Genomic DNA, 13,511 nt, shown 5'->3' on the forward strand with positions numbered 1-13,511 from the left:
GGAGCACATCAACACGCCCATTTCTGCGTCAGATAATCTTGAAAGGGAATGCCATTCCTTCAATTATCTTTCTTGAACTGAACTTGTTGATGTTGCTCTGAATCTTGCACCTTGAGGTCACTTGAGTATAGCTGTGATTTTGTGCTAGAAATAATGAGAGATGAGATTTTTTGCTGAGGATAAACTAATTAGAAAATGGAGCTCTAGAAAGAGCTCCATTTACAGGAGGGTATGTTACATACGCTCTAGAGTCTCGATGCCAAGCAAAGATAAGCCTTGCTTAATGGTTTTAGCTGTCAATGCTGCCAGCTTCAATCGGCTTTGTTTGGTGCTTTCATCTTCAGCCACTAGGATAGGGCATGCTTCATAGAAACTAGAGAATTGACCCGCAAGTTCAAATAAGTAGCTACACATAATGTGTGGCTGTCCTTCGCGAGCAACCATTTCAACCGCTTCTTCAAATTGCAGCAGCTTAGCGATCAGCACTTTCTCTTTATCGTCAGTGATCTTAATTTCACCTTCAACGTTATCCATTGAGATACCCGCTTTAGCGAATATAGATGCTACACGAGTGTAAGCATACTGCATGTATGGTGCAGTGTTACCTTCAAACGCCAGCATGTTGTCCCAATCAAAGATGTAATCGGTAGTACGGTGTTTAGATAGGTCAGCGTACTTAACCGCAGCCATTGCAACAGTATTGGCAATGGTTGCTTTCTCTTCTGCTGCGAGTTCAGGGTTTTTGCTTTCGATAAGCTGTTGAGCACGTACTTCTGCCTCATCAAGGAGATCAGCAAGACGAACGGTGCCACCGGCGCGAGTTTTAAATGGACGACCATCTTTACCTAGCATCATTCCAAATGCGTGGTGTTCAAGAGTAACCTTTTCTGGAACATATTCTGCTTTACGCACGATTGTCCAAGCTTGCATTAGATGCTGATGTTGACGTGAGTCGATGAAATAGAGAACGCGATCAGCACCGAGTGTTTCATAGCGATACTTAGCACAGGCGATATCGGTAGTGGTATATAAGAAGCCACCGTCGCGCTTCTGGATGATAACACCCATCGCTTCGCCATCTTTGTTCTTATACTCGTCTAGGAAAACAACTTGTGCACCATCATCTTCTTGAGCGATACCTTTCGCTTTCAAATCTTCGATGATGCTTGGCAGCATGTCGTTATACATGCTTTCGCCCATGACATCATTGTTAGTCAAAGAGACGTTAAGTCTGTCATAGTTGCGTTGGTTGTGAACCATTGTGATGTCGACAAGTTTGCGCCACATGTCTGCACAATACTCATCACCACCTTGCAGTTTTACTACGTAGTTTCTTGCTTTAGCGGCAAATTCTTCATCTTCGTCATAGAATTTTTTTGATTGACGGTAGAAGGCTTCTAAGTCAGAGAGTTCCATTGATACTTCTTCAGACTCATTTTGCACGCGCTCTAAGTTAGCGATTAGCATACCGAACTGAGTACCCCAGTCACCAATGTGGTTGGCACGAATTACTTTATGACCTTGAAACTCAAGGGTGCGTACGACGGCATCACCGATAATGGTTGAGCGCAAGTGACCTACGTGCATCTCTTTTGCTACGTTTGGCGCAGAGTAGTCTACAACAATTGTTTTTTGCTGTTCTTCTGCAACACCTAGACGTGGATCAGCAAGAGCGCTTTCTGCTTGCTTAGCAAGAAACTCTTCACTAAGAAAAATATTGATAAAACCAGGGCCAGCGATTTCTGTTTTGCTAGCGATACCATCCAAGTCCAGAACATCCAATACTTTTTGAGCAAATTCTCGTGGGTTAGTGCCTAGCTTTTTCGCTACGCCCATCACGCCATTTGCCTGATAGTCACCGAATTGTGGTTTGGCTGATTGTCGAACCGCGGCAGGACTTCCTGCTGGTGCGCCAGCGGCTTCTAGAGCCTGAGATACTTTGTCATTAATCAGTGTTTGGATATTCACACGCGCTTCCTTCAATTCTGAGAATTGTTCGTTATGCAATACGCCCATTATCGCTTTGGTGGAAGAATACTCGCCTTAGCAATATGAATGCATATCGTATTGGGATTCATAAAATGGTGTTCATGATATCAAGGAAATTCTACTGCTAACAGATAAAGAACAGGTATTTTTTCTACTTTTTATCAGTTACTGATAATATCCGTCTGTATCTTCGTATCTGGATAGAGAATTATGAGCAATCCCTTGTTAACAAACAATTTACAACCACAGTTAATGATAGAAAACATAGCAGCTTTTACGCAAAAACTGCTGCTATTGGCAGATGATATTGGGATTGATGTTTCAACGCTGCAAGCGGACCATATTGCTTTGCGAATAAATGATGAGACATTAGCAAAAACGTTACATAACGAGTGGTTATCTTATGGCAATGAAATTTCATCGGCGCTAATAAATGGCCGGCCGATTATTGTTATTCAGTTTCATCAACCATTGCAAACGGAACGGTGGTCGATCGAGTGTCTTGAGTTGCCATACCCAGCGAAAGGAAAACTCTACCCCGCAGAAGGTTGGGAACATATTGAGTTTGTTATTCCATCTCAACAAATAACCGCTGAAGGATATTTAGCTGAGCTTAAGCAGCGTTATCCGCAGCTTGATGATGCATGGGAACAATTGGATCGTAGAGGTATTAGCTACAAACTATCGAGCCCTAAAGGGGAAGGTGAGCGATTAGCGAATCCAACGGTGGCGTTTAAGCGTGACGGTGTGTGTATTAAATTACATCCTCACTCATTAAAACGCGTTGTTGAGTCTGAGCAGGTGGCATAAACATAGCCAAAAATATAGCGCCATCTGCCGACAGTCGGCCAATGGCGCTAATGAGTGCGTTTAACCTTCTAAGCCAGCGCTGCCAGCTTTATTTTGGATTAACTCAATCATATATCCGTCTGGGTCTTTCACAAATGCAATTTCAGTGCTGCCGCCTTTAACGGGGCCCGGCTCTCTGGTTACGTTACCGCCAACAGCTTTGATTGCATCACAAGTTTGATAAATATCGTCAACACCAATGGCGATATGACCAAATGCATTACCCATTTGGTACTCTTCTGTTCCCCAGTTATAAGTCAGCTCAATGACAGCCCCTTGGGATTCATCACCAAAACCGACAAAGGCTAAGGTGTATTTGTATTCGGTATTTTCGTTTTTGCGTAGTAACTCCATCCCCATTACCTTGGTATAGAATTCGATGGAGCGATCTAAATCTCCAACACGCAGCATAGTATGTAAAATTCGGCCATTCGACATTGTTATTCTTCCTCTGGGTAGATTTTATCTTTAAATTCACACAAATCTTCAATAATGCAACTACCACATCTCGGTTTTCTTGCCACACAGGTATATCGGCCGTGCAGAATTAACCAATGGTGTACATCTAATTTAAACTCTTTTGGCACCACTTTAAGTAGCTTTTGCTCAACATCATCTACGGTTTTACCCATCGCAAATTTTGTTCGGTTAGAGACTCTATAAATGTGAGTATCCACCGCAATAGTTGGCCAGCCGAACGCCGTATTCAGTACCACGTTGGCGGTTTTTCGTCCTACGCCGGGCAGGGCTTCTAGCGCTTCTCGGTTCTCTGGAACTTCGCTGTTGTGGTTGTCGATAAGAATTTTGCAGGTCTTAATGACATTTTCCGCTTTGGAGTTAAATAAACCAATGGTTTTTATATACTCTTTAACGCCATCTACCCCGAGGTTGTAGAGTGCTTCTGGAGTGTTTGCTACCGGATATAATTTATCAGTGGCTTTATTCACGCTGACGTCTGTGGCTTGCGCTGACAGTAGTACCGCAATGAGTAGTTCAAAAGGATTGCTCCAGTTTAGCTCTGTTTCGGGATTGGGGTTGTTTTCCCTCAATCTCTGCAATATTTCAACTCTTTTAGTATTATTCATAAGCCGCTTTATTTTGCTAACTAGTTGGTGACTCTTACTCGTTCAATTTCTACTTTAGGCTTTTTAGGCTGGCGTGACTCTAGCTGCGAATCAATGCCATTTTTTAATGCGATTAAAAATCCTACCCCAATGAATGCACCGGGTGGAAGCAGAGCCAGTAGGAAATTACTTTCTACGGCAAATATTTCAATTCGCAATACTGACGCCCAACTCCCGAGCAATAGGTCGGCACCATCAAATAAGGTTCCATTACCAAGAACTTCTCGAAGTGCGCCTAAAACCACTAAAACCGTAGTCATGCCTAACCCCATCCACAACCCATCTAATGTAGCAGGTAAAGGATTGTTTTTGGCAGCGTAGGCTTCGGCGCGGCCGATGATGATGCAGTTGGTGACAATAAGAGGAATAAAAATACCCAGAGATAAATAGAGACCATAGGCATAAGCGTTCATTAATAGTTGAACGCAGGTAACTAGCGCAGCGATGATCATCACAAATACCGGCAGTCGAATCTCTTTTGGTACAGACTCTCGGACTAATGAAACGGCTAGGTTAGAACCAATTAATACTAAGGTTGTTGCGATACCTAGGCCTAGCGCATTTGTCACAGTGGAGGATACCGCGAGAAGAGGGCACAAACCCAATAGCTGCACAAGCGCAGGGTTGTTGCTCCACATGCCATTTTTGAACAGTTCACGGTTCTCACTCATCATTGCCTCCGCAGGCTTGTGTTTGTGAATAGATAGCATCACGGTTTTGATTAAAATATAGAATAGTATTTTTTACCGCTTTTACTACTGCTCTTGGGGTAATTGTGGCACCTGTAAATTGGTCAAATTCGCCGCCATCTTTTCTTACTTGCCAAGAATCTAGGTTGCTATCAGTAACTTGTTTGCCTTTGAAAACTGAGATCCAATCGGAGACACGGCTATCAATTTTATCGCCCAATCCCGGCGTTTCATTATGTGCAAGCACACGAGTACCAGTAACGGTGCCACTGTTATCTAACCCTACGATTAACTTAATTTTTCCGTTGTAACCATCCGGTGCGATAGCTTCAATTGCGATGGCACTGTTTTGACCCGATAGCGTTCCAATATAGGCATGAAGAGCTTGGTCAGATCCCAGCAAATCTGATTTGACCAGAGTGCAGGCTTTGTATAACTCATTGTCATGCATTTGATGAGGAACAACCTGATTAAGCGTTGTTTTTAACTGCGCGACTTCTTGAGCGTGAATCGTGTCTTTAGTCAGGTATTGGGTAACGGCCACTAAACCAGTACAGGCACAGGCAAATATGGCAAGCGTAGCACCGTTTTTTTTCATTGCGGTTAGCATATTAATCCTCTAGTGACCATAAGTTCTTGGTTTGGTGTAGGTGTCGATCAGAGGTACGGTCATATTTGCTAACAGTACCGCAAATGCCACTCCGTCCGGGAACCCGCCCCAAGTTCTAATAACATAAATGATGAGGCCAATAAGAGCACCAAATATCAAGCGCCCTTTTACTGTGGTAGAGGCGGTAACCGGATCTGTCGCAATAAAGAAAGCGCCTAACATGGTTGCACCAGAGAAAAGGTGCACAAGAGGAGAGGCAACGCTCTCAGGTGACACGATATAAGCCACGCCACTTATCACCAATAAGCTTGTTAATACACCAGCGGGAATATACCACTGAATAACTCGCATTTTTATTAACAGTAGACCGCCAAGCAAATACGCGATATTTACCCACTCCCAACCGACACCAGCGACAATAGAAAAGGTCTTTTGACTAAGTATGTCGTTAGCAGATATTCCGGCTTTAACCGACGTTTTAAACTCATCCAGTGGTGTGGCCATGGTAATGCCATCTATGCTGGTTCGGACCTGTTGCAAGGAAAAGCCGTCATTGTCAAAACCGGTGAAAATAAGCTTCCACGCATCATAAAACTCAACACTATTGGGGCTAAGATCTGAGGGAGCAATCCAGCTTGTCATCTGTACAGGAAAAGATATCAGTAGCACTATGTAGGCAATCATGGCCGGATTAAATGGGTTTTGTCCTATTCCACCGTATAGATGTTTAGCAATCACAACAGCAAAGAAAAGACCAATAACCAAGACCCACCATGGTGAAAGAGGTGGAATGGCAATAGCAAGTAACCATGCCGTGACTAATACACTGTAATCTCGTAATGCAGCTACGGGTGCTCTTCGACGCAGCAACATGATAGTTGCTTCCATCGCTAGTGCGACAACTAACGCAAGCATTAGCTGAATGATGGTTCCCCAGCCAAAAAAGTAAGTTTGTGTCGCTAAACCGGGTAATGCGGCAAGTAACACCCATTTCATTAGGTCGGATGTTTTTTTCCGGCTATGAGCATGTGGCGAACTGGTGATAAATAAAGCCACTAGTCATTCTCCTTACTATTTTGTTGCATCTCTTTCTCAGCCTTTTTGGCTTTTGCTCGGGCGATAGCGGCAGCAACGGCTGCTTTCTTCTTATCATTTGCAGCAGCGGCATCGGTGTCTGAAGCTTGCTCTGTAGCAGGCTCGCTAGGCGTTGCCTGTTGTGGCTCTTGCTGAGCGAGTTGAGCTTTTTTAGCTTTTGCTCGGGCAACCGCGGCGGCAACGGCGGCTTTCTTCTTGTCACTTTCAGCCGTGGCATCAGTGTCCGATGCTTGCTCTGTGGCAGGCTCGCTAGGCGCTGTCTGTTGCGACTCTTGCTGAGCTAGCTGTGCTTTTTTAGCTTTTGCTCGGGCAACCGCGGCAGCAACGGCTGCTTTCTTCTTATCATTTGCAGCAGCGGCATCGGTGTCTGAAACTTGCTCTATAGCAGGCTCGTTAGGCGTTGCCTGTTGCGGCTCTTGCTGAGCGAGTTGAGCTTTTTTAGCTTTTGCTCGGGCAACCGCGGCAGCAACGGCAGCTTTCTTCTTATCATTTGCAGCCGTGGCATCGGTGTCCGAAGCTTGCTCTGTGGCAGGCTCGCTAGGCGCTGCCTGTTGCGGCTCTTGCTGAGCCAATTGAGCTTTTTTAGCTTTCGCTCGGGCGATAGCGGCAGCAACGGCTGCTTTTTTCTTGTCACTTTCAGCCGTGGCATCAGTGTTCGAAGCTTGCTCTGTGGCAGGCTCGCTAGGCGCTGCTTGTTGCGGCTCTTGCTGAGCTAGCTGTGCTTTTTTAGCTTTTGCTCGGGCAATTGCGGCAGCAACGGCTGCTTTTTTCTTGTCACTTTCAGCCGTGGCATCAATGTCCGAAGCTTGCTCTGTGACAGGCTCGCTAGGCGCTGCTTGTTGCGGCTCTTGCTGAGCCAATTGAGCTTTTTTCGCTTTCGCACGGGCGATAGCAGCGGCAACGGCGTCTTTTTTTGTTGTTGAGGAAGAGTCCGAGGTACTTGATTGAGGCGCTTCACTTTCTCGCTGCGTGTCACCTTCTCGTTGTGCTTTTTTCGCTCGGGCTTCTTTTTTACGTTCTTCTCTCAGCTTTGCCATTTCACTGTTATCTGGGGTGGCGCTTCCAGCTTGAGCGGCTTCTGCTTGCTTGGCTTTTGCTCGGGCAATGGCGGCGGCAACGGCAGGTTTAACAGCCGGCTTATCATCTTTATTGGCAGCTTGTGCTTTTACTCTTGCGATGGCAGCGGCAACCGCATCGCCTTCAGAAGAGGAACTCATCTCTTTTCTTCGGCTGCTTGCCGCTTTTTTAAATCGATTTTCGCGTGCTTGCTTGTCTCGTTCTAAGCGTTGCTGTTTTTGTTCGAATCGAGCTTTGGCTCTCTCGGATGCCTTGCTCTCTTCTTTTGTGATACGTATTTCTGCTTTTGCTTGGCGATAATACTGAACCAGAGGGATTTCACTCGGACAGACGTAAGCGCAAGCACCGCATTCAATACAGTCTGCGATATTTAATTGCTGGCATTTGTCATGGTCATTATCTTTGGCATACCAATAAAGCTGTTGTGGTAATAGAGAGGCGGGACACGCCTCTGCGCACTGACCACAGCGAATACATTCAACTGGATGCGTTGTCGGAGCAATCTCTTTTCTCTTTGGAGCCAGTATGCAGTTGGATGTTTTGGTTATTGGCACATCAACAGTGGGTAGAGTGAAGCCCATCATTGGTCCACCCATGATGACTCGGGGATCTCTTTTCTCGGCTTTATACCCAAACTGTTTTAATAGAGCGCTAACAGGTGTTCCTATTCGGACCCAAACGTTTTGTGGCGTCGGGAAGGTGGCTCCGGTTAAGGTAACAACACGCTCAATTAATGGTTCACCATCAACAACTGCTCGTTTTATAGCAAAAATAGAACCGATATTTTGCACCAATACACCGATGTCAGCAGGAATACCCCCTTTAGGGACTTCTCTGTTTGTGAGAATTTTTATTAACTGTTTCTCACCACCGGATGGGTATTTAGTTGGAATTGCTCGTATTACAATATCTATGTTTTGCGCCGCTTTCTCTAATGCTTTGATCGCTTCTGGCTTGTTATCTTCGATGGCAACCACGACCAGTTTTGCTTTGAGAATATGGTTGGCGATCTTTATGCCTTCAACAATTTGCTCCGCTTGCTCTCGGATCAACATATCATCAGCGGTAATATAGGGCTCACACTCTGCGGCATTAATAATGAGAATGTCGGTTTTTGCTATACCTGATTGCATTTTTCGAGCGGTTGGAAAACCTGCTCCACCCATTCCAGAAATACCAGCTTGGCGTATGACTTCGATAAGATCTTCTACAGGGGTATTTTGATAGTTATCGATGCTTTGTCTGTCTATCCATTTATCCAGACCATCTGGTTTAAGGACAATACTCTGTTCTGATAAGCCGGAAGGATGCGCCATTGTTCGCGGTTCTATGGCGGTAATTGTGCCTGATGTTGGCGCATGAACAGGGAGCATGAAACTGGCGGTAAACTGAGTTAACTTTTGCCCTTTAAGAACGCTGTCACCCACTTTTACTAGTAGGTCTCCACTTCGGCCTATGTGTTGTTTAAGTGGGATAACAAATTCGTCAGCAATTTTGGCGTCAGCAATGGCCGATTGAGTCGACTGTATCTTGTTTTCGGGCGGATGAATACCGCCGGGAAATGTCCAGATCTGACCATGACGAATTTGTTCAATTAACGATAACATAATGGTCCTTACTTCGCGCTTTCAGATAGCTTGTTATCAGTAATGTCGGTTACTGGTATGGTGTTGAGTTGCCACTTCCAAGAGGAGATAGTGGTTTCTACTGGGATCATTTCTATACAATCAGTAGGGCAGGGAGCGACGCATAAATCACACCCGGTACACTCATTCTTAATCACGGTATGCAATGCCTTAGTTCCTCCCACAATAGCATCTACCGGACAAGCTTGAATGCATTTTGTACAGCCGATACACATATCTTCATGAATAAAGGCGACGGTTTTAATCGGGCTTTGTTCATCGTAACTAAGCTCGGCAGGATCTATCCCCATTAACTCGGCAATGTTCTCGATGGCCGCTTGACCACCGGGGGTACACTTAGTTATTTCATCTCCATTGGCGATCGCTTCGGCATAAGGGCGGCAGCCGGGATAACCACACTGACCACATTGAGTTTGCGGTAGTATGCTATCAATTTGTTCGACGATGGGATCCGCTTCTACTTTAAAACGTACAGAAGCGAAACCGAGAAAAGCGCCAAATATGGCAGCAAGTATAGCAATAGCAATAATCGCGATGAGAATGGTGCTCATTATAGTTTCACCAATCCAGTAAAGCCCATAAAGGCGAGGGACATCAACCCTGCGGTGATCATTGCGATTGATGCGCCTTTAAATGGCGCAGGAACATCGGCTGCGGCAATACGTTCACGTATAGATGCAAATAAAATCAGCACTAAAGAGAAACCAATAGCGGCACCAAATCCATAAATGATCGATTCGATAAAATTATGATTTTCGTTGATATTCAATAGCGCAACACCAAGAACGGCACAGTTGGTGGTGATCAACGGCAAAAATATACCAAGTAGGCGGTATAATGTTGGACTGGTTTTATGCACCAGCATTTCTGTAAATTGCACCACAAAAGCGATCACTAAAATAAAGCTCATGGTACGCAAATACTCTATTCCAAGAGGCTTTAAAATGTATGCTTCAACAAGGTAGGCGCATACCGACGCCAAAGTTAGAACAAACGTCGTTGCTAGCCCCATACCTATAGCGGTTTCCAGTTTTTTGGAAACCCCCATAAATGGGCATAAACCTAAAAATTTAACGAGCACAAAGTTGTTAACTAGCACAGTGCCAACTAACAACAATAAATAATCAGTCATGGTTGATACGTATTAGGAGAACCTGAATTGCGTATTATCTCGTTTTGATCGCTGAATAACAACCAGAGATCGTTAAGGTTATTAAGGTTAAGAGGTTTTTAATTCAAAATTCACTGTTCAGACTACACGGCATAGACGCTGCTTTGTATAAAATGGCCACAAAAAGCGGTAAAAAATTACCAGAGAGGTTAACAGAGCTTAATTAAATTGATGAAGTATTGCTCAAGTGAAGGGGGGTATTGTTTCTGCACTGCCAGAGATAAATGGCGCTTGATATGGAACTTGGATTTATAGTTATAAGATTTAAAACGAAAAAAGACGTCCGAAGACGTCTTTTTCTAAATTTGGCTCCCCCTGCAAGACTTGAACTTGCGACATACGGATTAACAGTCCGCCGTTCTACCAACTGAACTAAGGGGGAATCGATTTCTGTGCTGCGAATCTTAGCGATACTAACAAAACCTGTCAATACTACACGAGTGAGATCATTGAAAAAAATAATAAAAAAATAGTTAAAAAAAACATTGCTTTTTTTGTACGCGAGAGTGCTAAAAGGGTGATGGCAGTTATCCACCAAATTTGTGGATAAGTGTGTTAATGAATCTTTAACAACTGCTGGACTGAAAATTGTAGAGTAAATATACCAAGGTGAATTGGTTCTATCTTGTTGTAAATATGAAGATTTTCAAAAAGTGCTGTTTTTTCTGCAATTGTGGTTAACTTTTAAAAATTGAAATTTTAAGGCTTTTTGGCTACAAACTGGGGAAAACAGGTGGATTAAATATAGACAAAAATGAAGGGTGTCTAGATAAAGGGCTAGGGACTTTATCAAAAAAATAGATTAGATGCTATTACAAAAGTGCTGTTTTTTTATCTAATTTAGTAATATTACTTTTTGTTCTAAAAAACGTTTTGTAGGAACAATTTTAACGCTTTAGCTCTATGGTTTTTTTTCGTTTAAATTCATTAGGTTATGAAGTGGGTATTTTCTATTGATTCTAGTTATAAAAAAATCCCGTGGTAAGTACTGTATTTTTATACAGATAAGGTACTATTTGATGCTTAAGCGGATGTTTTTTTATCTAGTTGCTTTCGAGGTGAGAGTGAACTCAAGGTGAAAGTGACCTCAAGATGTTCGTTTAGTGAGACGTTGCCGGTTTTTAATTAAAACGGTGATGAAGAACTGGTGGTTTTAAGGGTTAGCACAGCAATTGTAATCCATCTTGGTTTTTATAAGAGTGGTTAAAATGAGTAAAGAATTCGAATTAGTTTCAGATTATCAGCCGTCAGGGGATCAGCCTGAAGCAATCAAACAGCTACTTGACGGCCTTGATTCGGGGTTAGCGCATCAAACGTTGTTAGGGGTAACTGGGTCAGGTAAAACCTTTACTCTTGCTAATGTTATTGCAGAATCAAATCGTCCTGCAATCATATTGGCGCCTAATAAGACTTTGGCGGCGCAGCTCTATGGTGAAATGAAAAGTTTCTTTCCTAATAACTCGGTGGAGTACTTTGTTTCATACTACGATTACTACCAACCAGAAGCGTATGTACCCACTACGGATACTTTTATAGAGAAAGACTCATCAGTTAACTCCCATATTGAGCAGATGCGCCTCTCTGCGACCAAAGCACTGCTGGAGCGAAACGACACTATCATCGTCTCATCGGTGTCAGCGATATACGGCTTGGGTGATCCTGACTCTTATTTGAAAATGATGCTGCATATCTGTCGGGGAGATATTGTCGATCAAAGAGATATCGTACGTCGATTAGCAGAACTGCAATATAGTAGGAATGACGTGGCATTCGAAAGGGGGCAATTTCGGGTTCGGGGTGAAGTCATTGATATTTTTCCTGCGGAATCGGATCAAGAAGCGGTACGTATAGAGTTGTTTGATGATGAGTTGGAATGCATCAGTTTATTTGACCCGCTAACAGGGGCCATTACCCAACGAGATATTCCTCGCTACACCGTTTACCCAAAAACACACTATGTTACGCCGAGAGAGCGAATTTTAGAGTCTATTGAGCATATTAAAGAAGAGCTAAAAAGTCGTCAGGCGTATTTACTCGACAATAATAAATTACTAGAAGAGCAACGAATTTCACAGCGTACTCAATTTGATATTGAGATGATGAATGAACTGGGCTTCTGCTCTGGCATAGAGAACTACTCACGTTATTTAAGTGGGCGTAAAGAGGGTGAGCCACCACCAACCTTGTTTGACTATCTGCCTGCAGATGGCTTGCTAATTATTGATGAATCCCATGTCACAGTGTCTCAGATAGGGGCCATGTTTAAGGGTGACCGATCGCGAAAAGAGACACTTGTCGAATTTGGTTTTCGATTGCCTTCGGCGCTAGATAATCGACCACTTAAGTTTGAAGAGTTTGAATCTATATCTCCCCAAACCATTTTTGTTTCGGCCACTCCGGGTAATTATGAACTTGAGAAATCCGACAATGATATCGCCGATCAGGTTGTGCGTCCTACTGGCCTATTGGACCCTGTTCTTGAGGTGAGACCAGTGTCGACACAGGTTGATGATCTTCTGTCTGAAATTCGTATACGAGCAGCGAAAGATGAGCGGGTACTAGTGACAACTCTCACCAAGCGTATGGCAGAAGACCTCACCGAGTATCTTGATGAGCATGGCATTCGGGTTCGCTATCTTCACTCGGATATAGATACCGTGGAGCGAGTAGAAATAATTCGTGACTTAAGGCTGGGGGAGTTTGATGCGTTAGTGGGTATTAACTTACTTCGAGAGGGTCTAGATATGCCGGAAGTCTCTTTGGTGGCTATATTGGACGCAGATAAAGAGGGTTTTTTACGGTCTGAACGCTCGCTCATTCAGACTATCGGTCGTGCTGCGCGTAATATTGAAGGTAAGGCGATTTTGTATGCCGACACGATTACTAAGTCGATGAAAAAAGCGATGGGAGAAACCCGTCGACGCAGAGAAAAGCAGCAACAGTATAATCTAGAGAATGGTATAGAGCCTCAAGCACTGAAACGCAGCGTTAAAGATATAATGGAAATTGGTGACATCGCCAAATCCAGAAATCAGCGCAAATCAAAACAAGTTCCTTTATCAAAAGTGGCCGAGCCATCAGAGGAATACTTAGTTTTATCACCTCAACAGTTAGAGAAAGAGATTCAAAAACTTGAGAGTGAGATGTACCAGCATGCACAGAATTTGGAATTTGAATCTGCGGCTAAAAAGCGCGATGAGATGGAAGCGTTGCGGGCACAGTTTATTGCTAATAGCTAGGGTCTGTTGACCTATCGCGATA

The 13,511-nt window shown here is 43.8% G+C and carries 11 protein-coding genes and 1 tRNA gene; 2 read left to right on the plus strand and 10 right to left on the minus strand.

The features are described from left to right. Nucleotides 1-234 precede the first annotated feature (234 nt). Nucleotides 235-1,968, minus strand: coding sequence for an arginine--tRNA ligase (argS, locus tag F0227_RS19945; protein WP_171755011.1), 1,734 nt, complete (start codon nt 1,966-1,968; stop codon nt 235-237). Nucleotides 1,969-2,199: 231 nt separating this feature from the next. Here argS and F0227_RS19950 point away from each other — a divergent pair, with 231 nt between their 5' ends. Further along, on the plus strand, nt 2,200-2,799 hold the full coding sequence (locus F0227_RS19950) for a VOC family protein (protein ID WP_171755012.1): 600 nt from the start codon (nt 2,200-2,202) through the stop codon (nt 2,797-2,799). Nucleotides 2,800-2,859: 60 nt separating this feature from the next. On the opposite strand, the gene gloA is transcribed toward F0227_RS19950, so the two are convergent. The 9 genes from gloA to F0227_RS19995 all read right to left on the minus strand — a co-directional run bounded on the left by gloA (nt 2,860) and on the right by F0227_RS19995 (nt 10,632). Next, entirely contained in the window at nt 2,860-3,276 is a 417-nt protein-coding gene (gene gloA, locus F0227_RS19955; protein WP_171755013.1) for a lactoylglutathione lyase, read from the minus strand. A 2-nt stretch (nt 3,277-3,278) separates the two neighbouring features. After that, nucleotides 3,279-3,923 (minus strand): endonuclease III, encoded by a 645-nt coding sequence (gene nth, locus F0227_RS19960; RefSeq protein ID WP_171755014.1) that lies wholly within the window; start codon nt 3,921-3,923, stop codon nt 3,279-3,281. A gap of 20 nt (nt 3,924-3,943) precedes the next feature. Next, complete coding sequence (locus F0227_RS19965; protein WP_171755015.1) at nt 3,944-4,633, minus strand: electron transport complex subunit E; 690 nt, start codon at nt 4,631-4,633, stop codon at nt 3,944-3,946. Further along, the gene (rsxG, locus tag F0227_RS19970) at nt 4,626-5,261 is read right to left on the minus strand and encodes an electron transport complex subunit RsxG (RefSeq protein ID WP_171755016.1); all 636 of its coding nucleotides are present in this window, start codon (nt 5,259-5,261) and stop codon (nt 4,626-4,628) included. The genes F0227_RS19965 and rsxG overlap by 8 nt, the downstream gene beginning before the upstream one ends. A gap of 9 nt (nt 5,262-5,270) precedes the next feature. Beyond that, a complete protein-coding gene (rsxD, locus tag F0227_RS19975) occupies nt 5,271-6,317 on the minus strand; it encodes an electron transport complex subunit RsxD (protein ID WP_171755017.1) in 1,047 nt (348 codons plus the stop codon). Next, on the minus strand, nt 6,317-9,040 hold the full coding sequence (gene rsxC / locus F0227_RS19980) for an electron transport complex subunit RsxC (RefSeq protein WP_171755018.1): 2,724 nt from the start codon (nt 9,038-9,040) through the stop codon (nt 6,317-6,319). Before rsxC ends, rsxD begins: the two co-directional genes overlap by 1 nt. A gap of 8 nt (nt 9,041-9,048) precedes the next feature. After that, the gene (gene rsxB / locus F0227_RS19985; protein WP_171755019.1) at nt 9,049-9,630 is read right to left on the minus strand and encodes an electron transport complex subunit RsxB; all 582 of its coding nucleotides are present in this window, start codon (nt 9,628-9,630) and stop codon (nt 9,049-9,051) included. Further along, nucleotides 9,630-10,211 (minus strand): electron transport complex subunit RsxA, encoded by a 582-nt coding sequence (gene rsxA, locus F0227_RS19990; RefSeq protein ID WP_171755020.1) that lies wholly within the window; start codon nt 10,209-10,211, stop codon nt 9,630-9,632. Before rsxA ends, rsxB begins: the two co-directional genes overlap by 1 nt. 345 nt (nt 10,212-10,556) lie before the next feature. Continuing rightward, nucleotides 10,557-10,632: transfer RNA gene (locus tag F0227_RS19995), tRNA-Asn, on the minus strand. Between the two features lie 826 nt (nt 10,633-11,458). Between F0227_RS19995 and uvrB the strand changes: the two genes are divergently transcribed. Next, on the plus strand, nt 11,459-13,489 hold the full coding sequence (uvrB, locus tag F0227_RS20000) for an excinuclease ABC subunit UvrB (RefSeq protein WP_171755021.1): 2,031 nt from the start codon (nt 11,459-11,461) through the stop codon (nt 13,487-13,489). Nucleotides 13,490-13,511: the final 22 nt, after the last annotated feature.

Source organism: Vibrio sp. 99-8-1, from assembly GCF_013114595.1.
GTDB lineage: Bacteria > Pseudomonadota > Gammaproteobacteria > Enterobacterales > Vibrionaceae > Vibrio.